Source organism: Mesorhizobium sp. WSM4840 (genome assembly GCF_055811755.1).
Genome location: NZ_JBVVQD010000009.1, coordinates 126,516 through 151,929, shown reverse-complemented (window position 1 = coordinate 151,929; position 25,414 = coordinate 126,516). Strand labels below are relative to the sequence as shown.

At 61.6% G+C, this 25,414-nt stretch carries 25 protein-coding genes and 1 pseudogene; 20 read left to right on the top strand and 6 right to left on the bottom strand.

Annotated features, from left to right (window positions below):
- Nucleotides 1-6: 6 nt before the first annotated feature.
- A complete protein-coding gene (locus tag AC0L3I_RS14900; protein ID WP_473527348.1) occupies nucleotides 7-1,512 on the bottom strand; it encodes a UxaA family hydrolase in 1,506 nt (501 codons plus the stop codon).
- A 271-nt stretch (nucleotides 1,513-1,783) separates the two neighbouring features.
- Here AC0L3I_RS14900 and AC0L3I_RS14895 point away from each other — a divergent pair, with 271 nt between their 5' ends.
- The 10 genes and pseudogenes from AC0L3I_RS14895 to AC0L3I_RS14850 form a co-directional block, all read left to right on the top strand.
- Nucleotides 1,784-2,704 (top strand): GntR family transcriptional regulator, encoded by a 921-nt coding sequence (locus AC0L3I_RS14895; protein WP_473527347.1) that lies wholly within the window; start codon nucleotides 1,784-1,786, stop codon nucleotides 2,702-2,704.
- 95 nt (nucleotides 2,705-2,799) lie between these two features.
- Nucleotides 2,800-3,153: a DUF2946 family protein gene (locus AC0L3I_RS14890; RefSeq protein WP_473527346.1), complete on the top strand. Its 354-nt coding sequence runs from the start codon at nucleotides 2,800-2,802 to the stop codon at nucleotides 3,151-3,153.
- A 103-nt stretch (nucleotides 3,154-3,256) separates the two neighbouring features.
- Entirely contained in the window at nucleotides 3,257-3,796 is a 540-nt protein-coding gene (locus tag AC0L3I_RS14885; protein ID WP_473527345.1) for a copper chaperone PCu(A)C, read from the top strand.
- A gap of 60 nt (nucleotides 3,797-3,856) precedes the next feature.
- A complete protein-coding gene (locus AC0L3I_RS14880) occupies nucleotides 3,857-4,375 on the top strand; it encodes a YcnI family copper-binding membrane protein (RefSeq protein ID WP_473527344.1) in 519 nt (172 codons plus the stop codon).
- A 50-nt stretch (nucleotides 4,376-4,425) separates the two neighbouring features.
- Nucleotides 4,426-6,051: a copper resistance CopC/CopD family protein gene (locus tag AC0L3I_RS14875; RefSeq protein ID WP_473527343.1), complete on the top strand. Its 1,626-nt coding sequence runs from the start codon at nucleotides 4,426-4,428 to the stop codon at nucleotides 6,049-6,051.
- A gap of 155 nt (nucleotides 6,052-6,206) precedes the next feature.
- A complete protein-coding gene (gene gndA / locus AC0L3I_RS14870; RefSeq protein ID WP_473527342.1) occupies nucleotides 6,207-7,634 on the top strand; it encodes an NADP-dependent phosphogluconate dehydrogenase in 1,428 nt (475 codons plus the stop codon).
- Between the two features lie 36 nt (nucleotides 7,635-7,670).
- Nucleotides 7,671-8,120: a hypothetical protein gene (locus AC0L3I_RS14865; RefSeq protein ID WP_473527341.1), complete on the top strand. Its 450-nt coding sequence runs from the start codon at nucleotides 7,671-7,673 to the stop codon at nucleotides 8,118-8,120.
- Between the two features lie 40 nt (nucleotides 8,121-8,160).
- Nucleotides 8,161-9,213 (top strand): alpha/beta fold hydrolase, encoded by a 1,053-nt coding sequence (locus AC0L3I_RS14860; RefSeq protein WP_473527340.1) that lies wholly within the window; start codon nucleotides 8,161-8,163, stop codon nucleotides 9,211-9,213.
- 112 nt (nucleotides 9,214-9,325) lie between these two features.
- Nucleotides 9,326-10,360, top strand: a complete 1,035-nt coding sequence (locus AC0L3I_RS14855; protein ID WP_473487853.1) for an adenylate/guanylate cyclase domain-containing protein — start codon at nucleotides 9,326-9,328, stop codon at nucleotides 10,358-10,360.
- 126 nt (nucleotides 10,361-10,486) lie between these two features.
- Nucleotides 10,487-11,137: pseudogene (locus AC0L3I_RS14850) on the top strand (NADP(+)-dependent, decarboxylating phosphogluconate dehydrogenase); the annotation flags it as partial.
- Nucleotides 11,138-11,300: 163 nt separating this feature from the next.
- Here the strand turns inward: AC0L3I_RS14850 and AC0L3I_RS14845 are convergent.
- A complete protein-coding gene (locus AC0L3I_RS14845; protein ID WP_473487881.1) occupies nucleotides 11,301-11,969 on the bottom strand; it encodes a FadR/GntR family transcriptional regulator in 669 nt (222 codons plus the stop codon).
- A 32-nt stretch (nucleotides 11,970-12,001) separates the two neighbouring features.
- Here AC0L3I_RS14845 and AC0L3I_RS14840 point away from each other — a divergent pair, with 32 nt between their 5' ends.
- Genes AC0L3I_RS14840 through AC0L3I_RS14800 form a run of 9 tightly spaced genes read left to right on the top strand, consistent with a single transcriptional unit; the run spans nucleotide 12,002 to nucleotide 19,791 of the window.
- On the top strand, nucleotides 12,002-12,475 hold the full coding sequence (locus tag AC0L3I_RS14840) for a hypothetical protein (RefSeq protein ID WP_473487884.1): 474 nt from the start codon (nucleotides 12,002-12,004) through the stop codon (nucleotides 12,473-12,475).
- 26 nt (nucleotides 12,476-12,501) lie between these two features.
- Nucleotides 12,502-13,278: an amino acid ABC transporter ATP-binding protein gene (locus tag AC0L3I_RS14835; protein ID WP_473487854.1), complete on the top strand. Its 777-nt coding sequence runs from the start codon at nucleotides 12,502-12,504 to the stop codon at nucleotides 13,276-13,278.
- Between the two features lie 46 nt (nucleotides 13,279-13,324).
- A complete protein-coding gene (locus AC0L3I_RS14830) occupies nucleotides 13,325-14,143 on the top strand; it encodes a transporter substrate-binding domain-containing protein (protein WP_473487855.1) in 819 nt (272 codons plus the stop codon).
- A gap of 60 nt (nucleotides 14,144-14,203) precedes the next feature.
- On the top strand, nucleotides 14,204-14,914 hold the full coding sequence (locus AC0L3I_RS14825; RefSeq protein ID WP_473487882.1) for an ABC transporter permease: 711 nt from the start codon (nucleotides 14,204-14,206) through the stop codon (nucleotides 14,912-14,914).
- Between the two features lies 1 nt (nucleotide 14,915).
- Nucleotides 14,916-15,596: an ABC transporter permease gene (locus AC0L3I_RS14820; RefSeq protein ID WP_473487856.1), complete on the top strand. Its 681-nt coding sequence runs from the start codon at nucleotides 14,916-14,918 to the stop codon at nucleotides 15,594-15,596.
- A 24-nt stretch (nucleotides 15,597-15,620) separates the two neighbouring features.
- Nucleotides 15,621-15,974 carry a cupin domain-containing protein gene (locus AC0L3I_RS14815; RefSeq protein WP_473487857.1) on the top strand — a complete coding sequence of 118 codons (354 nt, stop codon included), beginning with the start codon at nucleotides 15,621-15,623 and terminating at the stop codon, nucleotides 15,972-15,974.
- 44 nt (nucleotides 15,975-16,018) lie between these two features.
- On the top strand, nucleotides 16,019-17,338 hold the full coding sequence (locus tag AC0L3I_RS14810) for an NAD(P)/FAD-dependent oxidoreductase (RefSeq protein ID WP_473487858.1): 1,320 nt from the start codon (nucleotides 16,019-16,021) through the stop codon (nucleotides 17,336-17,338).
- Between the two features lie 6 nt (nucleotides 17,339-17,344).
- Entirely contained in the window at nucleotides 17,345-18,316 is a 972-nt protein-coding gene (locus tag AC0L3I_RS14805) for a 2-hydroxyacid dehydrogenase (RefSeq protein ID WP_473527339.1), read from the top strand.
- Complete coding sequence (locus tag AC0L3I_RS14800) at nucleotides 18,313-19,791, top strand: NAD-dependent succinate-semialdehyde dehydrogenase (RefSeq protein WP_473487860.1); 1,479 nt, start codon at nucleotides 18,313-18,315, stop codon at nucleotides 19,789-19,791. Before AC0L3I_RS14805 ends, AC0L3I_RS14800 begins: the two co-directional genes overlap by 4 nt.
- Nucleotides 19,792-20,084: 293 nt before the next feature.
- On the opposite strand, the gene AC0L3I_RS14795 is transcribed toward AC0L3I_RS14800, so the two are convergent.
- The 4 genes from AC0L3I_RS14795 to AC0L3I_RS14780 all read right to left on the bottom strand — a co-directional run bounded on the left by AC0L3I_RS14795 (nucleotide 20,085) and on the right by AC0L3I_RS14780 (nucleotide 23,752).
- On the bottom strand, nucleotides 20,085-20,573 hold the full coding sequence (locus tag AC0L3I_RS14795; protein WP_473487861.1) for a hypothetical protein: 489 nt from the start codon (nucleotides 20,571-20,573) through the stop codon (nucleotides 20,085-20,087).
- 15 nt (nucleotides 20,574-20,588) lie between these two features.
- Entirely contained in the window at nucleotides 20,589-21,719 is a 1,131-nt protein-coding gene (locus AC0L3I_RS14790) for a HigA family addiction module antitoxin (RefSeq protein WP_473487862.1), read from the bottom strand.
- The gene (locus AC0L3I_RS14785; RefSeq protein ID WP_473487863.1) at nucleotides 21,716-22,018 is read right to left on the bottom strand and encodes a hypothetical protein; all 303 of its coding nucleotides are present in this window, start codon (nucleotides 22,016-22,018) and stop codon (nucleotides 21,716-21,718) included. The genes AC0L3I_RS14790 and AC0L3I_RS14785 overlap by 4 nt, the downstream gene beginning before the upstream one ends.
- A 684-nt stretch (nucleotides 22,019-22,702) precedes the next feature.
- The gene (locus tag AC0L3I_RS14780) at nucleotides 22,703-23,752 is read right to left on the bottom strand and encodes a LacI family transcriptional regulator (protein ID WP_473527338.1); all 1,050 of its coding nucleotides are present in this window, start codon (nucleotides 23,750-23,752) and stop codon (nucleotides 22,703-22,705) included.
- Between the two features lie 413 nt (nucleotides 23,753-24,165).
- Here AC0L3I_RS14780 and AC0L3I_RS14775 point away from each other — a divergent pair, with 413 nt between their 5' ends.
- On the top strand, nucleotides 24,166-25,404 hold the full coding sequence (locus AC0L3I_RS14775; RefSeq protein ID WP_473527337.1) for an ABC transporter substrate-binding protein: 1,239 nt from the start codon (nucleotides 24,166-24,168) through the stop codon (nucleotides 25,402-25,404).
- Nucleotides 25,405-25,414: the final 10 nt, after the last annotated feature.

Sequence of the window (25,414 nt, the reverse complement as noted above, 5' to 3'; positions counted from 1 at the left end):
GTCGGGCTAGAGGGTCGCCCCGAGATGCCACGGCACGAATTCATTGTCGCCGTAGCCGAACTCCTCGCTCTTGGTCTTGCGGCCGGAAGCCGTCTCGACGATCAGTTCGAAGATCTCGCGGCCCATGCCGGCGATGGTCTTTTCGCCCGAGGCGATGACGCCGCAATTCACGTCCATGTCCTCTTCCATGATGTGGTACATGGTCGAGTTGCTGGCGACCTTGATCGACGGTGTCGGCCGGCAGCCGAAGCAGGAGCCGCGGCCGGTGGTGAAGACGATGACATTGGCGCCGCCCGCCACCTGGCCGGTGGCGGAGACCGGGTCGTAGCCGGGCGTGTCCATGAACACCAGCCCGTGCCCGGTGACCTTCTCGGCATAGCCGAAGACGCCGTTGAGCGGCGTCTGGCCGCCCTTGGCGACCGCGCCCAGCGACTTCTCCAGAATAGTGGTCAGGCCGCCGCGCTTGTTGCCGGGTGAAGGATTGTTGTCGATGGAAGCGCCATGCTTGGCAACATGGTCTTCCCACCATTTCACATAGCCATCGAGCTTGGCGGCGATCTCCGGGGTCGCTGCACGATAGGCCAGCAGATGCTCGGCGCCATAGATTTCCGTCGTCTCGGAAAGGATGCCGATGCCGCCGACGCCGGCCAGGATGTCGACCGCGGCGCCGAGCGCCGGATTGGCAGTGATGCCGGACATGCCGTCGGAGCCGCCGCATTGCAGGCCGACAACGATCTCGCTGACCGGGATCGGCTCACGCTCGAGCTTGCCGACCTCCTCGGCGATCTCGGCCAGCACGCCCATTGCCTTCTCGACGGATTTGCGCGAACCGCCGGCCTCCTGGATGTTGAAATGGCGTTTTCCCGCGGCGACGCCCTTCTGGCCATAGAGGGTGAGCTGGTTGACCTCGCAGCCGAGGCCGACCATCAGCACGCCGCCGAAATTCGGATGGCGGGCATAGCCGGCCAGCGTGCGGTGCAGCACCATCATGCCGTCGCCGGTGGCGCTCATGCCGCAGCCCTGGCCGTGAACGATGGGGACGAAGCCGTCGATGCCCGGATATCTGGGCAGCAGCGTGCCGTTCGCCTCGTCGGCGATGGCGTGGCAAACGGTGGCCGAGCAATTGACGCTGGCGAGAATGCCGATGAAGTTGCGTGTGCCGGCACGGCCGTCGGCGCGACGGTAGCCCATGAAGGTGCGGGCGCGGTCGGCCTCGGTCGCGTGCACGGCTTCGCTCGGCGGCACCACCGGCAAACGCCCGGACTCGAAGACCAGATTGTGCGAATGGACATGCTCGCCGGGCGCAATGTCCTGGGTGGCGCGGCCGATCGCCTGGGCGTATTTGACCACAGCCTCGCCGGCGGCGATCGGCTTGATCGCCACCTTGTGGCCAGGTTCGATCAGCGCCGTGGCGACGGCGCCGCCCGGCAGCACCGCGCCGATCTCGATGCGGCCATTGGCGACCGCGACATTGTCGGCGGGAGACAGAAGAATGCTGTTTGCGGCGTTCACGGGCAGTTTCCTGGGTGTTCCTGGGATGCGCTAGCGGATTGACACGCGCCTGTTAAAAGATAATGTCTTTTATCGTGAAAAAACAGTTTTGCGTCAATTGTTTTTTCGTGACAGCGCCGTGCGTATCCTATGGATGCGCAGAAGACCGGACATTGAAACCAGGCTGACTTCTGAAGAGCAATTCCGCTTTTTGGGAGCCTGCGCTAGGAACGTTTATCAATATCGCGCTTCAAGCCGGCCGCTGCAAGCGCCGGCGCGCAATGGGGCAGGGATGTCGAAGAGCAATAACGTCTATAAGGACGCCTACAATCGCGGTCTGCGGCTGCTCGATGAAACGAAAAGCCTGCCGTCTGAGCCCGAGCTGGGCGCGCTGCTCGGCGTCAGCCGCACGACGATCCGCACCATCCTTGCGCGCATGGAAGAGACGGGGCTGATCACCTGGAACAAGCGCAGCAAGACGGTTTTGCGCGTGCCGCGGCCGGACGACTTTTTCCCCGAGGAAGAGACCGACACGCTGTCGCAAATCATCGAGCGCTCCTTCATGCGGCGGCTGCTTGCCGGCGGCGCCGAGCCCGGCATGCAGATCAACGAGCTCGAGCTGGCGCGCGAGATCGGCGTCGGCACCACCAGCGTGCGCGAGTTCCTGATCCGCTTTTCCCGCTTCGGGCTGATCGAGAAACGCCGCAACAGCCATTGGGTGCTGAAAGGCTTTACCCGCGCTTTCGCGCTGGAATTGACCGAAATCCGCGAGATGTTCGAACTTCGCTCGGCTGCCGCCTTTGCCGCCCTGCCGGAAGACAGCCCGGTCTGGGCCGACCTCGACCTGCTGGAAGACGAGCATCGCCTGCTGGCGCGCGAGATCGCCACGCGCTTCAACGAATTCTCGGAGCTCGACGAGCGCTTTCACCGGCTGATACACCGCGCGTCGCACAATCGCTTCATCGTCGATTTCTACGATGTCATCGCCATGATCTTCCACTACCACTACCAGTGGAACAAGGCGCAGGAGCGCGAGCGCAACGAAGTGGCGGTCGCGGAGCATCTGGCCTATATCGCAGCGCTCAAATCGCGCGATCCCGATAAGGTCGACGCCGCCTGCCGCAAGCATCTGAAGTCGGCACGGCACACGCTGCTGACGTCGATTCCGGAAGGCCAGCAGCGCCCCGATCGCGCCGCGTTGCCGCAGCAGTGATTTGGCGATTTTCCACCTGCTGAGCCCGTGCTAGACATCTGGCCGTTGCTGCGTGAAGAGGCAGGTCTTTGAATATCCGGCGGAGACGATGGAGCATGCCGGCCGCGTTCGCCGTGGCCTGCTTGCTCGTGCTTCAGTCGGCGCTTGGCGCATTCGCCTTCGGCTTAAGCCCGAATGCTTCGCAACTCGACGCCTTCGGCAATGTCATCTGCACCCAGGAGGGCGCGGCCCAGCTTCCAGGCGGCGATCCGCAGCAGCACATGCCGGCTTGCTGCATGCTTGGCTGCGGCATGGCCTCGGCTGTCTACGCACCGCCGCCCGCTGCCGCCACGGTGTCCGGCATTTTTTCCGTCGAAACCGTCGCCTTTGTGCTGCCGGCGTTCAGGCATCTCGACTTTGCCCGCGACCGCTCTCCGTCGAATCCGCGCGCGCCGCCGGCGTCGGCCTGATCCGTCCCAGTTCGCCTTGCGGAATTTTTCGCGGGCGAATTCGTTCAACATCGAAACTGTTCGCGACCGGCCGACGGCGCGATTTCTCAGTTCTGGAGCTATCATGTCTCATTCTTTTCGCGCGCGGTTCGGCCGCAACAGGTCCTTCCTGCACAGCTTCGAGGAGCGACTCGGCATCACCGTGTTCCTCCTCGCCCTCCTGTTCGTCAGCGCCCAGGCCGTTTTCGCGCATGAGTTTAGGGTTGGCGACCTCAAGATCGTGCATCCCTGGTCGCGCGCCACGCCGCCTGGCGCCAAAGTGGCCGGCGGCTACTTCAGTATCACCAACACCGGCAGTTCGCCGGACCGGCTGCTGTCGATCTCCTCGGAAATTTCGGCCAAGACCGAACTGCATGAGATGGGCGTCAAGGACGGTGTCATGACCATGCGGCCGGTCAGCGGCGGCCTCGAAATCCTGGCCGGCGGCAAGGTCGCGCTGGCACCCGGCGGCTATCATCTGATGTTCTTCGGGTTGAAGCGTCAGCCCAAGCAAGGCGAGACGTTTTCCGCCACGCTGACCTTCGAAAAGGCCGGCACGGTGACCGTCGAGTTCGCCGTCGAGGGCATGGGCGAAACGGGCGGCATGGCTGACCATGCTAATTGATCCGGAAAAATCTTAAAGGTCGCAATCAGAAGCACCGTTATGGAAATCAGAGAGACCATCATGAACAAGTATCTTTTGTCGGCCTGCGCGTTTCTCGTCTTCGGGACGGGTGCGGCTTTCGCCCATGTCACGCTCGAAACCCAGGAGGCGCCTGTCGGCTCGACCTACAAGGCGATCCTGCGCGTGCCGCATGGCTGTGAGGGCAAGGCGACGACCGCGGTGCGCGTGCAAATCCCGGAAGGAGTGATTTCAGTGAAGCCGATGCCGAAAGCCGGCTGGACGCTGCAGGTCAAGAACGGCAGATACGAGAAATCCTATCAGCTACATGGTCAAGAGGTGTCCAGCGGCGTCAAGGAAGTCAACTGGAGCGGCGGCAGCCTGCCGGACGAATTCTACGACGAATTCGTCTTCCGCGGCACACTGGCGGCGGATCTGCCGGCAGGCCAAACGCTCTACTTCCCGGTGGTGCAGGAATGCGACGGCGCCGCCGAACGCTGGATCGAGATTCCAGCGGCCGGGCAGGATGAGGACGCGCTGGAATATCCGGCGCCGAGCCTCAAGCTTGCGCCGAAGCAATGATTGTTTGGCGGCGCGCTTTGTTCGAAAGAGCGCGCCGCTGTTTTTGTGACATGAGTGCTGCATCCCTGCTGCGAACGGTGTGCACAACCGGCCGATTTGCGATCTGCCTGTTGGCTGCGATCGTGCTGCTTGCCGCCATTGCCGCGCCAAATCAGGCCTTCGCCCACGCGGCGCTGGTCACAACCGAGCCGGCGGACGGCGCCGTGCTGGAGCAGAGTCCCGCGCAGTTGTCGCTGACCTTCAGCGAGCCGGTGTCGCCGCTGGTGCTGACCTTGGTACGGCCTGATGGAACGCCGGTTTCGCTGACGTCATTTCGGCTCAACGGCCAGACGCTCGACATCGACAATCCGCAAAGGCTCGAATCGGGCACGCATGTGCTGAGCTGGCGGGTGATCTCCGCCGATGGCCATCCGGTCGGCGGCTCGGTGCTGTTTTCGATCGGCGCGCCGAGTGCTGCGCCGGCCGTCTCCGACGCGGTCGACCGGGGCCTGAGGTCGGCAATCTGGATCGGCAAGGTCTTTCTCTATGTCGGCCTGTTTCTCGGCGTCGGCGGCGCCTTTGCCATCGCCTGGCTGGCAAAGGGCGGGCGTTCCGGCCGTCGCTTCGTCATCGCCGCAATCCTGTGCGGCCTTGCCGCGGCGCCCTTGTCGCTCGGCTTGCAGGGACTGGACGCGCTTGGTGCACCGCTCGCCCGGCTGGCGCAGCTGGGCGTCTGGCAAGCCGGGCTCGGCACCAGCTTCGGCCGGACGGTGCTGGTCGCGCTGGTGGCGCTCGGGCTTGGCCTGCTGTCGCTGGTCGGGCCGCGCGGCGGCGCAAAGCTGTTTGGCTTTGCCGGTCTGGCCGGTGTCGGTGCCGCGCTCGCCGCCAGCGGGCATGCAAGTGCCGCCGAACCGCAATGGCTGACAAGGCCGATGGTGTTTCTGCACGGCGCGGGAATCGCGTTCTGGGCCGGGGCGCTGGCGCCGCTCGGTCTCGCCATGCGGCGGAAGCCGGCAGAGGCCGCGCCTTTCCTGCATCGGTTTTCCCAGGCGATCCTGCCTGTCGTGGCCGTGCTTGCGGCCACTGGCTTCGTGCTGGCTGTGATCCAGGTGCAGGCGCCCGCAGCTTTGCTCGAGACCGCCTATGGCCGGCTGCTGCTGGTCAAGCTGGCGCTGCTGTTGTTTCTGTTCGCCCTGGCGGCCATCAACCGCTGGAGGCTGACCGGTCCGGCGGAAGCGGGAAAGACGGAAGCACAGAGGAGGCTGGTCCGCTCGATCGGCATTGAAGTGCTGATCGTTCTGGGGATTTTCGGCGTTGCCGCCGGCTGGCGCTTCACGCCGCCGCCACGCGCCCTGGCGATCGCAGCAGCGCAGCCGGCATCGGTGCATATCCACTCGCCGAAGGCGATGGCCGACCTCAGCATCACGCCCGGCCATGTTGGAGCGGTTGCCGCCTCGATCATCATCATGACCGGCGATTTCGGCCCGCTCGACGCTGAACAAGTGACGCTGGTGCTGTCAAAACCCGACTCGGGGATCGAGCCGATCAAGCGCGCGGCGAAAAAACCAGGCGACGGCACCTGGCGCGTCGACGATCTCGTCGTCCCGGTTCCCGGCCGATGGACGGCGCGGCTCGATATTCTCGTCTCGGATTTTGAGATCGTGACGATAGAGGCGCCGATCGACATCAGGCCGTGAGGACAAGCTTGCCGTTTGCAACACAATTCGGCGAGTGCGGTTGACGCCGCCTTGAAGGCCCGTCAATCATCCCGGCAAGAATGGCATCCCAACAAAAATGGTCGTCGCCGTAAAATCGCGGCCTCAACAAAAGATCTGAAAGCAGGGAAGAAACGATGGAAAAAGCCGAAATCGGCCTGATCGGCCTTGGCACGATGGGCTCCAACCTGGCGCTCAATATCGCCGAGAAGGGGCACCGCATAGCCGTCTTCAACCGCACCGCCGCGCGCACCGACGCCTTCGTCGAGAATGCCGGCGCGCTGAAGAACGTGGTCGTGCCCTGCTACAGCCTGGAGGAACTCGCCGCCGCCATTCGGCCGCCGCGGCCGATCATCATCATGGTGCTGGCCGGCAAGCCGGTCGACGAGCAGATCGCGGCGCTGCGCGGCGTGTTGTCGGCCAACGACATCGTCATCGATGCCGGCAACGCCAATTTCCGCGATACGATGCGACGCTTTTCCGAGCTTTCCGATTCGGGTCTCACCTTCATCGGCATGGGCGTGTCCGGCGGCGAGGAGGGCGCACGCCATGGACCGTCGATCATGGTCGGCGGCACGGAACAGTCCTGGAAACGCGTCGAAAAGGTGCTGACCGCCATTTCGGCCAAGTTCAGGGATGAGCCCTGTGCGGCATGGCTTGGCACCGATGGCGCCGGGCATTTCGTCAAGACCATCCACAACGGCATCGAATATGCCGACATGCAGATGATCGCCGAGATCTACGGCATCTTGCGCGACGGCTTAAGCATGGGGCCGAAAGAGATCGCGCAGGTGTTTGCCGGCTGGAACAAGGGCCGGCTCAATTCCTACCTGATCGAGATCACCGCCAAGGTGCTGGCCGCCGACGATCCGAAGACAGGCAAGCCGGTGGTCGACGTCATCCTCGACCGTGCCGGCCAGAAGGGCACCGGCAAATGGTCGGTCATCGAGGCGCAGCAGCTCGGCATTCCGGCCACGGCGATTGAGGCCGCGGTGGCGGCGCGCGTGCTGTCGTCGATCAAGGACGAGCGCCTGGCCGCCGAAAAGGCCTATGGCAAAGGCGGCGTGACCAGCATTTCCGGAGACAGGGACGCGCTTCTCGACGATCTCGAACTGGCGCTGTTCGCCGGCAAGATATCAGCCTATGCGCAAGGCTTCGCGGTGATGAGCGGCGCGTCGAAGGAATTCAACTGGAACCTGCCGATGCCGACTATCGCCAAGATCTGGCGGGCCGGCTGCATCATCCGCTCGCAATTGCTGGACACCATGGCGGAAGCCTTCGGCAGCGGCGGGGCGGCCACCAATCTTTTGATGGCACCGGCCTTCATCGCGATGATGCAGGAAGCGCACCCGTCGCTGCGACGCATCGTGGCAAGGGCGTCGGAGGCTGGCTCGCCGGTGCCGGCGCTGTCTTCGGCGCTGGCCTATTTCGACAGCTACCGCCAGGGCCGCGGCACCTCGAACCTGATCCAGGCGCAACGCGATTTCTTCGGCGCGCACGGCTTTGAGCGCATCGACGGGCCGGGCGCTTTCCATGGGCCCTGGGGGAGTGGCGCGGCGGGTTAGCGCCGCGAAATCGGACGCGATGACCCGCGTTGCCCTTTGCTGGAAGCGGACATGGTGGTGAATTGCGCGCGATTGCCAACAGTGTGCACCGAATTTTTGATTTGGCTATTTGCCGTATGGAACTACCTCACGGCGCCGTTCGTCTTCACACTGCACGGTGTCGAAGCACGAGAAATCGCCCCTTGGAGAGAGGGCGCGCAAACGTGGCGACGGCTGGCCGTCACGTTCCCTAAGACCATCGCCAACCATAACGCCGATCAGGTCTTTTATTACGACGATGCGTTCATGCAGCGGCGCATGGACTATTCGCCCGACGTGACGGGAAACCCGCCGGTCGCACACTACGCTTATGATCACAAAACCTTTGACGGGTTCGTATTCCCGACACGGCGGCGTGTGCTACTGCATGACGCCGAGGGGGTCGCAAACCAAGCATTCGCACCTATCACGGTCGACGTGTCCGATGTGACAGTCGACCGAAGATAATCTCCCACCAGGCACCATGTTATCAACGGGTACAACCACAATGACCGAACAGATAAACCTCCATCGGCGGCACCTTTTGGGCGCGGCCGTCACCACCGTCGCGATCGCTCAGTTCGCCATGACCGGCTCCGCAAGCGCACAACCCAGCACGACGAAAACGGGTGCCACAACAATCAAACCGGGCACGAATACATCGTTCGGCCCGTTGAAACAGGTCACCGCCGGCGTGCTCAACGTCGGATATGCGGAGCTTGGACCGGCCGACGGTGCGCCGGTCATCCTCCTGCATGGCTGGCCCTATGACATTCACACTTATATCGACGTTGCACCCATTTTGGCGTCGAGGGGCATTCGCGTCATCGTCCCCTATCTGCGCGGCTACGGCTCGACGCAGTTTCTCTCCAGCGAAACACCGCGAAATGGCCAGCAGGCCGTGGTCGCCGTTGACGTCATCGCGCTGATGGATGCACTGCAGATCGATAAGGCGATTGTCGGCGGTTGCGACTGGGGCGCACGCACGGCCAACATCGTCGCGGCGCTATGGCCGGGACGCTGCAAGGCCCTTGTTTCGGTCAGCGGCTACCTGATCGGCAGCCAGGAGGCCAACAAGATGCCACTGCCGCCGAAAGCCGAACTGCAATGGTGGTACCAGTATTACTTCGCCACCGAACGCGGCCAGGTCGGCTACGAAAAGTATCGGTGGGATTTTGCCAAGCTGATCTGGCAGATTGCCTCGCCGCAGTGGAATTTCGACGATGCCACGTTCGAGCGCAGCGCCAGGGCCTTCGACAATCCGGATCATGTGGCGGTCGTTATCCACAATTACCGCTGGCGGCTCGGCCTCGCAGAAGGCGAACCGCAATATGACGTTCTGGAGCAGCGGCTTGCAAAGGCGCCGGTGATCGGCGTGCCGACGATCACCCTTGAGGGTGACGCCAACGGCGCTCCGCATCCCGACCCCAGTGCCTATGCCAAGAAGTTTTCGGGCAAGTACGAGCACCGCCTCATTACCGGCGGCATAGGGCATAATCTTCCGCAAGAAGCCCCGCGGGCATTTGCAGACGCCATACTGGAGGTGGCGAGCCTGGCCTGAGCAAATCGCCATACCGCGATACATGATCGAGGGTGCCCAGGGCGAAACTGATGAAATCACAACCGCACCGAGCAACACGCCGGGGGCCCGATGTCATCGAGCAGGATACGAAATGAACACTGGCCGGGACCGCTTTCGTCGCCCTTTGCAGTGGCTCCTCGCACCCATTGTGGGGGCAGCAGCGGGCTTGGCCTACGCGCTGATGTTCGACGTCGAGGCCCTGCACTCTGCAGTCAGGGGCGTGTTCATCGGAACTCCTATTCTGTTGTATGAGCGCGGCGTTATCTTGCGCCGATGGCGCGATATCATCCGGCAAGCGGCAACGCCGGTCTTCGTCGTGACTACGATCGCAACCTACGGTTTGATGATCTTGATCGGCAACGCCGCCGCCGGCACAGCGCTTCACCATCTCATCGGCTATATGAGCACCGCGCGGGAAGCCATGGTGATGTCGGAGTCCGGTCTTCTGTATTCACTCGGTGTCTCCACGCTCGTCGCATTCGTGTTCCGACTGCGTGACCTTATCGGGCCGAGCCTGTTCACCAGCTTGCTTCTTGGGCGCTATCACCGGCCCATCGAGGAGGAGCGCATCTTTCTGTTTCTCGATGTCAGCGGATCCACGCACTTCGCGGAGCGATACGGCGATTTGGAAACCCAGGCCTATCTCGGACAGATATTCAACGCACTTGCGTCTCCCGTTCGTCGCTCCCAGGGCTCTATTGATGACTATATCGGGGATATGGCGCTGGTCACCTGGCCTATGGATCGCGGCATGCGGGACGCCGCGTGTCTTCGTTGCGTCTTCGACTTCGCGGCGGCCATAAGGGATCAGGCGGCGGCGTGGCAAGCGCGTTTCGGGCAAGTGCCGGAGTTTCGCGCCGTCCTGCATTGCGGGTCGGTGGTGACGGCTGAGATTGGCCTTGAGCGACACAAGATTGCGTATTTCGGCGATGTCGTGAATACCACTGGACGTCTGGAGTCGCTATCCAAGGCGCTCGGTCAACCTATTCTGGTCTCCGCAGATATTCTCGCCGGTATCCGTGTTCTACCTCCACATCTCGTCGCGGAGAACCTCGGATTTCATGTGATTAGAGGCCGAGATGAACCGCTTCAGATCTCAGCCGTGAGGCTAGCATTGGGAAGCTGATTGGAGTGGCGCCACCATTACTATCTCCGTGCATCCACCTATCTTCGATGCCCATTTTCTACGGCAGTCGCCGTCACCCCTGTACGCTTTTGAAGGTCCAGGTTCCGCAGCTGCCGGTCCGTTTTCGGCCAGAAGGGCACCGGCAAATGGTCGGTCATCGAGGCGCAGCAGCTCGGCATTCCGGCCACCGCGATCGAGGCCGCGGTTGCAGCGCGCGTGCTGTCGTCGATCAAAGACGAGCGCCTGGCCGCCGAAAAGGCCTATGGCAAAGGCGGCGTGACCAGCATTTCCGGAGACAGGGACGCGCTTCTCGACGATCTCGAACTGGCGCTGTTCGCCGGCAAGATATCAGCCTATGCGCAAGGCTTCGCGGTGATGAGCGGCGCGTCGAAGGAATTCAACTGGAACCTGCCGATGCCGACTATCGCCAAGATCTGGCGGGCCGGCTGCATCATCCGCTCGCAATTGCTGGACACCATGGCGGAAGCCTTCGGCAGCGGCGGGGCGGCCACCAATCTTTTGATGGCACCGGCCTTCATCGCGATGATGCAGGAGGCGCATCCATCGCTGCGGCGCATCGTGGCAAGGGCGTCGGAGGCTGGCTCGCCGGTGCCGGCGCTGTCGTCCGCGCTCGCTTATTTCGACAGCTACCGCCAGGGCCGTGGCACCTCGAATCTGATCCAGGCGCAACGCGATTTCTTCGGCGCGCACGGCTTCGAGCGCATCGACGGGCCGGGCGCGTTCCATGGCCCTTGGGGGAGCGGAGCGGCAGGTTAGCGCCGCAACCTCGGCCGTAGAGTGCGATCTAACTTGCCCAGAAGCAGACATCGGAGGTGAACACATAAGGTCGCTCTGCGCGTGCACTGTCCGTCGTCGTTTGAGCGCCCGCTATAAGAGCCCCCTAAATCACACGTTTGTTTTGTTCGTTCAGTCCATGGTTTCATGCATGCGGACCAAGGATGTTCGCCCTCGCTTCCATAATATGGTTGTACATACTTAGCTCCGCCCCTACGCTGTCCCGGTCCCTGATGGCCGCTAGAATTTCCCGATGGTTGGTAATGTATCCCCTCATTCTGTCCGGTGTGAGTGATTGCTCTTTCATCCGACCCCAAAGGTTTCCGGCCCGCACCTCATGGATTACTTCGTACAGTGACGAAAGAAGACCGTTTCTTGCCGCCTCGATGACGATGCGGTGAAAGACGGCATCCCACTTTTCGAACTCTAGAAGCGTCTCGGCGGCGCTCCCCTTGTCGATCGATTTTTGTAGTTGATCGATCTCCTGCGGCGTCGCTCTGAGCGCGGCCAATCCGGCGACTTTTGGCTCGATGATCAAACGCGTCTCGAACACCTCTGCTGGATAGGTGCGGACCGCGTTGCCCGCGTTGCCTGGCGGACGGCGTAGTGCCGTTGACGTGACTCCGCTGCCTGCAATGAACGTGCCCCTTCCCACGTGCCTTGTCAGGCGCCCCTCGTTCTCGAGGGAAGCGAGCATCCTCCGCAACGCGGTGCGAGGCAGGCCAAGCTTTAGCGCCAAATCGCGCTCGGGTGGCAGGCGGTCGCCTGGCTCCAATCCCTCCGCCTCGATGAAATCCTTCAGTACGACGCTCATCATCCTACCTTAAAACTTTTTTCGCAACCAATTTGATCCATGTTGACACCAATATCAAGACCAATGTTAAGTTGATCGCATGTTTTAACCCAATTTGGTTGCGAATGGTGTCCTACGTGAAGCCAAATCCAGTACAGAAGACTTACGCGGAATCCCAGAATGACGTGGCCGCGGTCGCCGGCAAAGCGCGGACGCAACTCTTCATCGGCGGGCGGTGGCTGAATGCGAAAAGCGCACTCGCCTTCGACGTGGTCGATCCTTCGACGGCCCGAGTCATTGCAACAGTCGCCGACGGCGACGTCGCGGATGCGATCGCCTCGGTAGATGCTGCCGCTGCTGCCGCCGAGCCTTGCAAGGAGGCGGCCGACCGAGTCGTCAGCTGCTCCATGGAACTCGGCGGGAACGCACCGTTCGTCGTGTTCGACGACGAGATGGTCGGTATCGCCAAGGCGGCTGTAGACGGCGTGCTCGTAGATCTGGACGCGCATGGCGCGGTGGCCGGTTAGTGATGCTCGGTCGTAAGGTCTCGCCCATGGACGAAGTCCTGAAGGTCAAAGATCTCGTTAAGGTATTCGGCTCCACGAAGGTGCTGGGCGGGGTCAGCTTCAGCATGAAGGAAGGCGAGGTCGTCTCGATGATCGGATCGTCGGGATGCGGGAAAAGCACCGCGCTTCGCTGCACCAATTTTTTGGAGACGCCGACCTCGGGACAGATCGAATTCATGGGAGAGGCCATCTCTGTGACCTCCGACGCGCGCGGAGAGCCGAAGATTGTCAACGCGGCTGCGGTGAGAGGGTTTCGACGCCAGATCGGAATGGTGTTCCAGAACTTCAATCTTTGGCCACATCGCACCGTCCTCGGCAACGTGACGGAGGCACTCGTTTACGTGCTTAAACTTTCTCGGAAGGAGGCAGAAGAGATTGCGCTCTGGGCGCTGTCGAGGGTCGGCATGGAAACCTTCCGCGACCGCTACCCGCAGCAGCTTTCGGGCGGCCAGCAGCAGCGCGTCGCCTTCGCGCGCGTCCTGGCGATGCGCCCGAAATTGATGCTGTGTGACGAGCCGACCTCCGCGCTCGATCCCGAACTGGTCGGAGAGGTCTTGAAGATCATACGCAAACTTGCGGAGGATGGTGCGACAATCCTCCTCGTGACGCACGAAATGCGGTTCGCGAGAGACGTGTCGAACCGAATGATATTCCTGCAAAAGGGCCGCCTCGAGCAGGATGATACGCCGGGCGAGCTGTTTCGAAACCCCGCGAGCGAAGCGGTGAAGCGGTTTCTTTCGAGCGTCATGCCGGCCAATGCCTGATGGCAGGCCACCAGATAATTAGAAGCCAAATAAAGGGGTAACAGAGATGAACGTCAGCAAGTTTATCAGGTACGCATTCGCATCCGGGCTGCTCGTCGCCGCTGCGTCGACTATGGCCTCGGCCGAAGAAGGTGTTTTGCGAATCGGCACCGAAGGCGATGCGCCGAAGTTCAGCATGGCCGACCCGAGCGGCAACGTCACCGGCTTCGACGCGGACATCGCCAATGGCATCTGCGCCGAACTGAAGGTCCAATGTAAGTTCGTCGTCCAGACGTTCAGTTCGCTTGTCCCGTCAATGGACAGCGACCGATTTGACGTCATCATCTCAGGTCTTGGCATTACAGCCGAGCGGGAAAAGAAGATCGATTATTCAATCCCTTATGCAACGACGCCTCTTTACTTCGCGGTCGCAAAGGATTCGCCGCTGGCCGCCTTGAAAAGCCTTAACGAAATCAAGGAGGCGATCGCCGGCAAGACCGTCGGTGTCGTCACAGGCACTACCTACGCTAGGTTCATCGAGAAGCGGATGACGGGCGCCGATCTGAAAACCTACGATGCTGTTACCCAGTTGACTGCAGACCTTGCTAGCGGCCGCATCGACGTAGCTTTCGGAGATTCACCGACCTGGGTCGACTTCCTGGCAACGCCGGACGGCGCGAACTTCGCGAAAATCGATGTCAGGATAATTTCCATGGACGATCCGGAAGTCCTCGGCCGAGGCATGGGCGTCGGGATGCGCAAAGGCAACACCGATCTCAAGGCAAAGGTCGACGCGGCCCTGTGCAAGATGATCAACGACGGCACGGTCAAGAAAGCTTCCATGCAGTGGTTCCAGGACGACTACACCATTCCCTGCAAGCAGTGATCCTTCGATAGTGGCGGCCTGCCTTGGCGTCGCCCAAGGCAGGCGGATGGGATGGAGTTTATGCAGGATTTCTGGGTTCTGATGGTGGAGCATGGCTGGGCGCTGGCTCTCCTGCGCGGCAGTGCAGTGACAATTGCGATCGGGCTGCTCGGCATGCTGCTTGGTTTCGTGGTGGCGACGCCACTGGCCATCCTGCGCTGGCAGAAGGTCATGGTCGTCTCACAGATGGTGGACGCCTACAGCATCTTGATCCGCGGCATTCCGGGACTGCTGGTGATCTACCTGCTGTTCTACGGTTCCTTGGACTGGGTGAGAACGGTCGCGGGAACGTTCGGCTATGAGCAGGTTGCCGAGAATGCCTATCCGATGATCGTCGGCGTCATAGCGATTGCCTTGATCTCCTGTGCGTACTCAATCGAGGTCATCCGCGGCGCTCTCCAAGCCGTGCCCCCCGGGATGCTGGAAGCCGCCCGGTCCTTGGCGCTCCCGCCAATGGTGACATTCTTTCGCATCACCTTTCCGCTCGCCTTGCGGCTCGCGCTCGGCGGCATCAACAATGTGTGGCAGATGACGATCAAGGATACGTCGCTCATCTCGGTCGTTGGCCTCCAGGAACTGATGCGGACCGCTGCGATCGCCGCCGGCATCACCCGGTCGCCGCTGCTCTTCTACTGCATTGCCGCAGCCTTGTTCTTCGCCATGACGCTCGCGAGCCAAACCGCATTCTCGAGGATCGAACGGGTCCTCAACCGCGGCTTCGGAGGGATGTGACATGGACTTGGGCATCGTGACGTATGCGTTCCCGTTTCTGCTGGAGGGCGTCAAGATCACGCTTCTCATCGCAGTCTTCGGCGTTGTTCTGGGTCTGCCGCTAGGAGTCCTCGTCGGCCTTGCGCGCGGATCGAGAAACCGGGTGCTTCGCAGTTTTTGCGACGCCTATTGCGCGATATTTCGCGGCACGCCGATGTTGGTCCAGATCTTCGTAATCTATTTCGGATTGGCTCAAGTGAGCTTCATACGCCACAACCCGATCCTGTGGTGGATGATAGGCGACGGCCTAAACGCGGCCATTCTTGCCGTGGTGCTGAACTCCGGCGCCTACACCGCCGAGACATTTCGCACGGCTTTTCTCTCCTTGCCCAAGGGCGTGATCGAAGCCGCGCAAGCCTGCGGAATGTCGCCTTGGCATATTTTCGCGCGCGTCAAGTTCCCGCTGGCGGTGCGACAGGCGCTGCCCGCCTACAGCAGCGAAGTCGCCATCATCATTAAGGAGTCTAGCCTCGCCTCCACGATTACCGTTCTGGAGGTCACCGGCTACGCCAAGCGCCTGATGAGCGAGACGTTCGCGGTGATGGACATCTTCATCATAACCGCCGCCATCTATCTCACAATCAGCGTCGTTGCACTGATGGTGATGAAGCTCCTCGAAAAACGATTGTCGATCCCCGGCTGAAGCCAGTCCTGAAAGGCCAACAATATGTCCAACCTCACCTTTATCGACCAGAACGATTTGCCCCGGCCCCGCGAAGGCAAGCCTGCGCCGGACAGGCTCATCGAAGGCGATCCGCGCTTTCTGAGCTGGGACATCGCACAGACCGCCGACGGAGTGGTCCAGTCCGGCTTATGGGAGGCGACGCCGGGCGTCTATCGCTCGATAAAAGGCAAGACTTTCGAGGTCTGCGTCATCCTATCAGGCGTATCCGAGCTGACCGAGGACGGCAAGGAGCCGCGTCGCATTATGGCCGGCGACGCATTTGTCATGCATCCGGGCTTCTCCGGCGTCTGGAAGGTCATCGAAACCACGCGCAAGCTCTGGGTTAGTCGAGACTAGTCGGCGCCCGAGCTTTCCTTGCAACCCGGAAGCAGTATCGGTTCATGACACAGACGCTTTCCACATCGATCAAATCCACGCCATACTGGTGGGAGGATTGCTCCTTTCCGCCTTTGCCGGTCCGCAAGCTCGATCGGAGCTGCGACGTGGCGATCGTTGGCGGCGGCTATACGGGCCTGTCGGCGGCGATCGAGTTGACGCGTGCGGGCAAGCACGTCCAGCTTTTTGACCGCCAGTCGCTGGGTCAGGCGGCCTCCAGCCGCAACGGTGGAATGGCAAGCGGCAGCATCCGGCCCAGCCGCAAGGAGTTGGTCAGGCGCTTCGGTCTGGACAGGGCGAACGGCATCCTCCTGGAGGGGCAGGCCGCGCGGCAGGACCTTTGGCGGTTTCTCGAGGCGGAGAATATTGATGCTGAGTTCGTGCTGACCGGATCGTTCGAGGGCGCGATGACCGCCGGGGAGACGGAAGAGCTTCGACGTCATGCCGGCTTTCTTGGCGACAGCCTTGGCATCGAAGCCTTCCCCGTCAACGGATCGGACGTCCGGAAATATATCGGAACCGACCTCTATGTCGGTGGCATGATCCGTATGGATATCGGCGGTCTTCAGCCCGCGAAGCTGCTCGCCGGCATGATCCGCGTCGCGCGCGCGACCGACGCCATTCTGCACGAGAACACTGCGGTCCTAGGTTCCACCAGCGATACCGCTGGCGTGCGGGTCACTACCGATCGCGGCGACGTCCTAGCGAAGAAACTCCTCGTATGCACCGACGGATACACCGACGGGTTCGATCCCTGGTTACGGCGTCGGCTCGTGCCGGTCCGCAGCCGGATTATCGCGACCGAGCCCGTCGGCAAGGAGTTTATGGACTGGCTGATGCCCGCGCGCATGATGCATGGCGACATGCGCAGGCTGAGCTACTACTACCGCCCGTCGCCCGACGGGTCCCGTATCTTGTTCGGCGGACGCGACGGCACGACCGCAGGCGATCCGCTCACGCCGACCGTCAATCTGCGGACGGAGCTCGCCAGGCTTTTCCCGGAACTGGACAATATCGGCATCACGCATAGCTGGTTCGGCAATGTCGCCATGCACCGGGATATGATCCCGCGCATCTTTTCGCGCGGCAACACCATTTACGCGACTGGCTATTGCGGTTCCGGCATTGTCTGGGCGCGGTGGCTCGGCAAGAAGGCGGCGCTCAAGATCCTCGAGCACGCGGAGCAGCCGCGCTCCGCATTCGATTTCGATCAGTCGCCCAAGGCCGTGCCGTTTTACCGCGGCCGTCCATGGTTCATTCCGCTCGTGTACTGGATGTATGAGCGCCATGACCGGAAGACGCTGCGCCGTCGCAAGGATGCGTGAGGCGGCATGGCATTCCTGTTCCTCTGTGATGCGACGCGAGGGGCCGTGTTCGCCGAGGTGTTCTCGAAGCACCTGCCGGACGTTCGGTTCTGCATGGACCCGGACGCCATCGGCGACGACGACATCCGCTTCATCATGACGTGGGACGTGCCAGCAAACCTTCGGCGGTATTCCAACCTCCAGGCTGTGTTCTGCATCGGCGCGGGAGTCGACCAGTTTGCCCGGGCCTCGATTCCTCCAGATGTGAAGCTCGTTCGCATGGTAGACGAGGGTATTACCAGGATGGTCGTCGAATATGTCGCTATGGCTGTCCTTTCGCTTCATCGAAATCTGCATCTCTACATCGATCAGCAGCGCCGTCGCCTCTGGAAGGAATTCGAGCAACACCCGCAGGCCGCCGACCGCAGGGTTTCCGTGCTGGGCATGGGCGTGCTGGGTGAGGCCGCACTTCGCGGGCTACAGACCTTCGGTTTCCGGCTCTCGGGGTGGAGCCGATCACAGCGATCCATCGACGGCGTGACTTGTCATAAGGGCGAAGCTGGGTTGCGGGAGATGCTTGCACGGACGGACATACTCGTCTGCCTGCTGCCGCTAACCGGGAATACGACCGGAATTCTGAACGACCACCTGTTCGGCGCCCTTCCGCGCGGCGCCTGCCTCGTCCACGCCGGCAGGAGACGTCAGCTCGACGCCGACGCGCTGCTGTCGTCCTTGGATAGCGGCAGGCTGTCCGGCGCATTCATCGACGTGACCGATCCGGAGCCGCTGCCGCCAGAGCATCCTCTCTGGGCGCATCCGCGCGTCGTCATCACACTGCATATCGCGGCAAGCACGCAAGCGGATAGCGCGGCGTTAACGACCGTGCAGAATGTAAAGCGTCTGCTTGGCGGCGCCGATCCAAGAGGACTGGTGGATCTCGCGGAACTTTCCGGATCCACTTTCGCCGATCAACGATCAAGGAAAGGCCAGCTGACGTGAACGTTGCTGCAAAACCCTCTTCGCCTCTCAGTCTAGGTATCGCTTCGCTGCCCATCGGCCTTTTCATCGACGGACAATGGAGAGGCGGCACGGAGGGGAAAAACATAGAGGTCATTGATCCATCGAGCGGAGACGTGATCGTGTCTGTGGCGGATGCGACGGTCGACGACGCGATGGAGGCGGTAGCGGCCGCGCACAGAGCCGCGAAGGGCTGGGCGGCCACCGCTCCGCGCAAGCGTTCTGAGATCCTGCGCCGCTGCTTCGAGCTAATGATCGAAAACAAGGACATGCTGGCCGAGCTCATAAGCCTGGAAAACGGCAAGACCTTGAACGACGCGCAGGGCGAGGTGGTCTACGCAGCGGAGTTCTTTCGCTGGTTTGCGGAGGAGGCCGTTCGTCTCAATGGCGAGATATCGACGGCACCGAGCGGCGCAAACAAGATCATCGTTCAACATCAGCCGATCGGGGTCGCGGTTTTGGTCACCCCTTGGAACTTCCCGGCTGCCATGGCCACTCGCAAGATCGGACCGGCGCTGGCGGCGGGCTGCACATGCGTCTTGAAGCCTGCTACGGAGACGCCGCTGACCGCGCTCGTCCTGGCCAACCTTTATAAGCAAGCCGGAGTGCCTGACGGCGTGGTCAACGTGGTCACCACCTCGCAGTCTGGCCCAGTCGTCAGCGCCATGCTGAACGATCCCCGCGTGCGTAAGCTCTCCTTCACTGGTTCCACCGAGGTCGGCAGGACACTCCTGCGCGAAGCAGCTGGAACGATCGTGTCGTGCTCTATGGAACTCGGCGGAAATGCCCCCTTCATCATCTTCGACGATGCCGACTTGGATGCGGCCATCGAGGGCGCAATGGTGGCGAAGATGCGCAACGGCGGAGAAGCTTGTACGGCGGCGAACCGCTTCTACGTCCAGTCCGGCATTGCCGAGCCATTTTCCGCCGGGCTCGTCGAACGAATGAAGGTGATGAAGGTCGGGGCCGGATACGATCCCAAATCGCAATGCGGTCCGTTGATCAACAGGAAGGCCGTCGAGCGGCTCACCGGCTTGGTAACGGACGCCACAACGAGAGGCGCCAAGGTGCTTGTGGGCGGCGCACCGCTCGACGGTAAAGGATACTTCTTCGCTCCAACCGTGCTGTCCGGCGTCTCGCCGGATTCGAGGATTTCGGCTGAGGAGATTTTCGGTCCGATTGCCGCACTCACGACTTTCGATACCGACGACGAGGTTATCGAGCTGGCCAATGCCACGGAATACGGTCTCATGTCGTATGTCTATACCCGAGATCTGGCGCGCGGCATGCGCGTCTCGGAGCGGATGGACAGCGGCATGGTCGGGCTGAATCGCGGTCTCGTGTCGGACCCCGCAGCGCCATTCGGCGGAACGAAGCAAAGCGGGCTCGGCCGCGAGGGCGCCCACCATGGGATTCTTGAGTTCTGCGAGACCAAGTACATAGCAGTCACTTGGTAGGACGGTCGATCTGCATGCGGGGCTTGCGCTTCCGGAGCTACCGCGGCCGCGAAGCGGCTCCGGAGATGGAAGGTACTCCTGAAACGGTTTGTACAATGCGGAGGAACTTTCACTATCTTGCTTGGAAGATAGAAGCTTCCTGTTTGGTTTCGGCCCTACAGCTGCCGGTCTGGAACGCGCCGCATCTACGCCGTTCGACGCGCGGAACGGACAGCCTGAAAGCGGTCGTTCGTTCGGGTTCGGGGCCTAGCCATCTCGGGACGGCTGACTGTGGGATTCACCGGCCAGACTGCTTACGCAGCCTCTTCGTCTCCTGTATCCTGCCGCACAGCGGCTTCCATCTCGGCAACGTCATCCGTGAAGTCGATGATCATCTGAATGGGCTCTTCCTCCGGATGCTCGTCATTGAAGTGGTCGACATCCTGTTTGATTTGGAAACAGTCATCCGCGATCGATTTACGACGCTGACCGAAAGACTTTTCTAAGAAGGAGCGTGGTGCCATGTCGATATCAGCCCACAGGCTCAGCTGCTGGCCTTCGATCCAGGTACGGATCGAATGTTTGGCGCGATACTTGCGCCCTTTCTCATCGACACGCTTCTCCTGGCGCAGGCTGTCCGCCAAAGCGTCGCGACAGATTTTCACGATGTCGCGCGGGGCGGGCCTGTAAAGCCCGCGCTCGATCGCCCAGGCCGCGACCTCATCCAGCGAAACGGGGTCCGTACTTACTTCCTCGGTATAGCGTCCAAAGATCGCTTGCATCTGTTCGCTGAAGGTCGCCACGTGTAGATCCTATCCCTAAAGCTGTGCTTCGGCCACATTGCCCCAGCCATCGGCGATGGCCTCCTTGAGGAGATGCCCACGGACCGGAACCTGATACTTGCGCAGATAATCGAAGCGTTTCATCCGCTTCTGGAGCTGGCCAACCACGATCGCGGGGTGGATGGCCAATAGCGCCGCGAAACCGACAACGTCGCGCTCCGAGAAATAGGGATGCTTGCGGGCATAGAAGGACGACATCTTCGCTGACGGGACGCAGAAGTCGGCGGCCGCAGTGTTGGCAACAGTCTCCTCGTCCGCCTCTCCGTTTGCATCGTTGGCGCTCTCGCCCGTCAGGTGATCGACTATCCCGATCGATTGTTTGCCATGACCCTGCAGTACATGCTCGATCTCATGCCGTAGTACGAACCAGAAGTTATCGAGCCGATCGTACAGCGTAGACATGCCGATCACGGGGGACCCATCGTCAAGCCAGGTACAGACCCCATCGATCTTGGCGTTGGGCAGAACCTCGACGACGACAAAGCGGACTCCGCAGCCCGCCAAGAAGCTTGGCACGAAGGCGACCGCTTCGGGATCGACCATCAAGCTGCGCAATTTGGGCAGAAGTGCACCGAGCTTTTCGGTCGAAAAAGTTTCGACCTCCATCTGTCTGGCAAGCTGGCGTACTCGAAACACCCACGCGAGCTGATGCGGCGGCGTAGCGTCATAATGCGTGCGCTTCGCAGCGAATGCGATGTCACCCAGCATATCGTCATTGGCTGCTTCGAAGAAGCGAGACATTTGGAGATGGAGCAGGGATGCTTCGCCGTCCTGAATCCAACCGCGCCGGATCATGTCGCGTACGGGGAAGTGAGCCTGCAGCCCGGCCCGAGTCTTCACCGCCGGATCCGGCTCCTTGGCATTCTGCAGGTCATAACGGCCCTGAAGGTTCAGGAAGAACTCCGGCGACGTATCGAACGCGTCGCTGAGCAGGCGCGCCATATCGGGGGTGATGCCACGCTTGCCGGACAAAAGCGGATTGAGCTGCTGCTCGGTCTGGCCAAGAATGAAGGCGAGATCGCGCTGCGACCATCCACGCGCTTCCAGCTCCATCTTGATAAACGTGCCCGGTGGCTCGATGGCTACCTGATTGCTGTTCCCCGTCATGCCACCACCCGCAGATGCTCTTCCATTGCTGTAATGACCACCGTCATGATGCCGTTCTTTTCTATGATTTTGACCACTATCGCCCATTGCGGCGAGAGCACCACGAGGTGCTCCGCCGATCCAGCGCGCGGCTTCAAGCCAAGACTCCTCCAGTTGTGCAGCGTGCGCGCATCAGGCGCTGCCCGCATGACGCTAAAGCGTTGACGCGCAGTCTGGATGACGGCGACTGGCAAGCGGCTGTCCGCTGCGGCTTCCGTCTCAATCAGCGCTAGGCGCGGGTCTGCGAACTCGATGTCCATCAGCTTCGAACATAGCCGATAATTCCGCCTTGTCAACGCGACTTAACGCAAGTAGTTAAGTTCTATTCGGGGCGAGATGGCGCTGTGTTCGCCTTAGTGCTTGGGCAGCCTGCCTATTGGCGCACATAGATGGCGGCGCACTAGCGATGGATTAGGGAGAACAGCAAGATGCCGCCAACGAGACGAACCGGGTTGATCTGAGCTACGACAAAATCACAGAATATTCAGGGATTGCGCGCCAGCACATCACCTCTGCACTCACCATTCTTTCGGTAAACGGGTGGATCGTCGTGGATCGCCAGCAAAGCGACCTCAACGAATTTGCGACGGCCAACTCATATCGGCTGCGCTATCTAGAACCATACCGCCACGCGGGGACAAGAGGCCGGGCAGAAATTGACGCTCGGACTCGGGCCTTACGAGAGATGATTTCATAAAGGGCCAAGGACGCTGCGACTATCGAAGGCGATATGAAACAGAATTGCTAGTTGGGTTTCAGCAGCGTCCGCAAAAGCCAATGACCGCTTTTCCCTTCCACGGTCTGAAACCGGACCGACTGGATGCGGCCCAAGGCGCCAGTCAGCAGCGCGCATTTTGCAGCCAGTGGAATCACTTGGCGCCGCAGAAATGCGCTAAGACAAATAGATGGAGCGGGATGCCCAGTTCAATTTGAATGTATTCGCTCTAGTCGGGAGGGCGATAGGCCAGAACCCCGGTCGGCTTGCTCAGGCTCTGCAAGGAGCCAGGTGTTGCGCCGCCGATCCAGCCCAGCACCGAGCGGGCGAGTTCCGCGCCGGCCAGCCGGAAGTTCTCGTTGACCACCAGCAATTCCCGGCGGAACAGATGCAGCAGGTCGGACGACTGCTTGGACACCACGTCGACGTCCCGGCCGAGCTTGAGGCCGGCGTCCTCGATGCCGGCGACGATGGCGAGTGTCGCGGCAGCGGCACTGCTGACGAAACCGTCCGGCCTGACATCGCGGCGCATCAGCTGCGCGGTCCTCATCCTGATCTGCTCGATCGAATGGTCGACCGAAACGGTGTTGAACGGGATCTCGCTGGCGCCGACCTCGCTCAGCGCATCGGTGAAGCCGCTCAGCGTATGACTGTGGTAGGTCAGCTCGACTGGGGGCGCCAGCAGAGCCAGCCTGCGGCGGCCGATGCCGGCCAGGTGGCGCACAGCCTCGGTCGCGAACGCGTAGTTGTCGAAATCATGATAGGGGTGGATCAGCCCCATATCGGTGCGGCCATGCGTGGCAAAGGGGATGCCACGCTCGAGCATGTAACGGGCCCTGGGGTCGTTCGGCTGCGTGCGCGAAATGATGACGCCGTCGGCGGAGCCGGTTTCCACCAGATAGCGTATCGGGTCCAGGGGGTCCTGCGAACGTGAGTAGGGCGTGACGATCAGGTGATAGGGTGTGTCGGCGATGACTTCCGAGACGCCGTAGATGATATCCGAGACAAAACTCATGATCTCGCGCTCGGTGTTGAGCACGAGGCTGATGACATTGGTCTTGCCGGTCCGCAGGCGCACACCGGCACGGTTGGGGCGGTAACCGATCTGCCTGGCGACGAGCTGGACGCGTCGCCTGGTTTCGGCGCCGATCTCGGGCGCGTCCTTCAGGGCCCGCGACACGGTGGTGACGCCCAGCCCGGTCATGAAGGCAAGCGTCTTCAACGTCGGCCGGCCCTGTGCCGACGCCTCGTCGTCCTTTTCCGTCTGATGTCTGTCCATTCGTCCCGCCCGTCAGGCGCATAGCAGTTGCCGTGCAGGCCGGCAATCGGCGGATCGCGGCTCGCCCGCGACTCCGCCTGATGAACACTCTATATACTGAAACGTTACAGATTGTCACTTGCCGTCGCCCAGCGGTTGGTGGCAGGTTCTTTGCACGGAGCGACGCTCCATTCGACGCAAGGTCGCTGGACGTTGCAGGGCGTGCTCGCGCAACGAGATTCGCCGAATTTCACGCTTTGCAGCGCCATTTTTGCAGTGCAACCTACCTGCTGCGGTGCAGCAAGTAGGTTGCAATGAGCGAATTTGTTCGCGCCTCAAAAAAATATTGGACCGCGTTCCATTCGGGGGTTGCACGCCCTACGCAATTGCCGTATCGAAAATCTGTAACGTTTCAGATTCTGGGAGGAGCCGAAATGCGATACCAATTCATGACCGCTGCGTTGGCGGTGACAACCGCGCTGCCATTCGCCGGCCCGGCGGCAGCGACGGATCTGGAAGTCACCCATTGGTGGACTTCGGGCGGCGAGGCGGCGGCGGTCGCCGAATTCGCCAAGGCGTTCGACGCGACAGGCAATCGTTGGGTCGACGGCGCTATCGCCGGTTCCGGCGGTACGGCACGGCCGATCATGATCAGCCGCATCACTGGCGGCGACCCCATGGGCGCCACCCAGTTCAACCACGGAAGGCAAGCGGAAGAATTGGTGCAGGCCGGTCTGATGCGCGATTTGACCGAACTGGCCACCAGGGACAAGTGGGCGGAAATCGTTCAGCCGAAGAGCCTGCTCGACGGCTGTACCCTCGACGGCAAGATCTATTGCGTGCCGGTCAACATTCACTCCTGGCAGTGGCTGTGGCTGTCGAACGCGGCCTTCGAAAAGGCCGGTGTGCCGGTGCCGAAGAATTGGAATGAATATGTCGCAGCCGCCCCTGCGCTGGAGAAGGCAGGCATCATACCGCTGGCGGTCGGCGGGCAGCCCTGGCAATCCTCCGGGGCATTTGACGTGCTGCTCACGGCGGTCGGTGGCACCGACGCTTTCTTGAAGGTCTATCGCGACAAGGATGCGGAATTCGCCGCCGGGCCCGAAGTCGCCAAGGTGTTCAAGGCTGCGGACGATGCCCGCAAGATGGCGAAGAACACCAATGTGCAGGACTGGAACCAGGCCACCAATCTCGTCATCTCCGGCAAGGCCGGCGGCCAGATCATGGGCGACTGGGCGCAGGGCGAGTTCCAGGTTGCCGGCCAGACCGCCGGCAAGGACTACACGTGCCTTCCCGGCCTTGGCCTGAACGAGGTCATCGCCACCGGCGGCGACGCCTTCTACTTCCCGCTGCTGCAGGACGCTGAAAAGTCCAAGGCGCAGGAAGCGCTGGCCAAAACGCTGCTCGATCCCAAGACCCAGGTCGCCTTCAACCTCAAGAAGGGTTCGCTGCCGGTGCGCGGCGATATCGACCTCAAGGCTGCGAACGACTGCATGAAGAAAGGGCTCGAGATCCTGGCCAAAGGCAGCGTCATGCCCTGGACGGACCAGCTGCTGTCGCAGGATACCCAAAAGCAGAAGGAGGACCTTTTCTCCGAGTTCTTCGCCAAGCCGGACATGACTGTGGAAGAGGCGCAAAAGCGCTTCGCCGACATCGTCGCCTCAGCGGACTGACGATCGACGA

Bases quoted from the DNA above. Each gene is read 5' to 3' on its own strand.
- AC0L3I_RS14895 (WP_473527347.1), top strand. From the start codon at position 1,784: ATGTCGAAGAGCAATAACGTCTATAAGGACGCCTACAATCGCGGTCTG.
- AC0L3I_RS14890 (WP_473527346.1), top strand. From the start codon at position 2,800: ATGCCGGCCGCGTTCGCCGTGGCCTGCTTGCTCGTGCTTCAGTCGGCG.
- AC0L3I_RS14885 (WP_473527345.1), top strand. From the start codon at position 3,257: ATGTCTCATTCTTTTCGCGCGCGGTTCGGCCGCAACAGGTCCTTCCTG.
- AC0L3I_RS14880 (WP_473527344.1), top strand. From the start codon at position 3,857: ATGAACAAGTATCTTTTGTCGGCCTGCGCGTTTCTCGTCTTCGGGACG.
- AC0L3I_RS14875 (WP_473527343.1), top strand. From the start codon at position 4,426: ATGAGTGCTGCATCCCTGCTGCGAACGGTGTGCACAACCGGCCGATTT.
- gndA (WP_473527342.1), top strand. From the start codon at position 6,207: ATGGAAAAAGCCGAAATCGGCCTGATCGGCCTTGGCACGATGGGCTCC.
- AC0L3I_RS14860 (WP_473527340.1), top strand. From the start codon at position 8,161: ATGACCGAACAGATAAACCTCCATCGGCGGCACCTTTTGGGCGCGGCC.
- AC0L3I_RS14855 (WP_473487853.1), top strand. From the start codon at position 9,326: ATGAACACTGGCCGGGACCGCTTTCGTCGCCCTTTGCAGTGGCTCCTC.
- AC0L3I_RS14845 (WP_473487881.1), bottom strand. From the start codon at position 11,969: ATGAGCGTCGTACTGAAGGATTTCATCGAGGCGGAGGGATTGGAGCCA.
- AC0L3I_RS14835 (WP_473487854.1), top strand. From the start codon at position 12,502: ATGGACGAAGTCCTGAAGGTCAAAGATCTCGTTAAGGTATTCGGCTCC.
- AC0L3I_RS14830 (WP_473487855.1), top strand. From the start codon at position 13,325: ATGAACGTCAGCAAGTTTATCAGGTACGCATTCGCATCCGGGCTGCTC.
- AC0L3I_RS14825 (WP_473487882.1), top strand. From the start codon at position 14,204: ATGCAGGATTTCTGGGTTCTGATGGTGGAGCATGGCTGGGCGCTGGCT.
- AC0L3I_RS14820 (WP_473487856.1), top strand. From the start codon at position 14,916: ATGGACTTGGGCATCGTGACGTATGCGTTCCCGTTTCTGCTGGAGGGC.
- AC0L3I_RS14815 (WP_473487857.1), top strand. From the start codon at position 15,621: ATGTCCAACCTCACCTTTATCGACCAGAACGATTTGCCCCGGCCCCGC.
- AC0L3I_RS14810 (WP_473487858.1), top strand. From the start codon at position 16,019: ATGACACAGACGCTTTCCACATCGATCAAATCCACGCCATACTGGTGG.
- AC0L3I_RS14805 (WP_473527339.1), top strand. From the start codon at position 17,345: ATGGCATTCCTGTTCCTCTGTGATGCGACGCGAGGGGCCGTGTTCGCC.
- AC0L3I_RS14790 (WP_473487862.1), bottom strand. From the start codon at position 21,719: ATGACGGGGAACAGCAATCAGGTAGCCATCGAGCCACCGGGCACGTTT.
- AC0L3I_RS14785 (WP_473487863.1), bottom strand. From the start codon at position 22,018: ATGGACATCGAGTTCGCAGACCCGCGCCTAGCGCTGATTGAGACGGAA.
- AC0L3I_RS14780 (WP_473527338.1), bottom strand. From the start codon at position 23,752: ATGGACAGACATCAGACGGAAAAGGACGACGAGGCGTCGGCACAGGGC.
- AC0L3I_RS14775 (WP_473527337.1), top strand. From the start codon at position 24,166: ATGCGATACCAATTCATGACCGCTGCGTTGGCGGTGACAACCGCGCTG.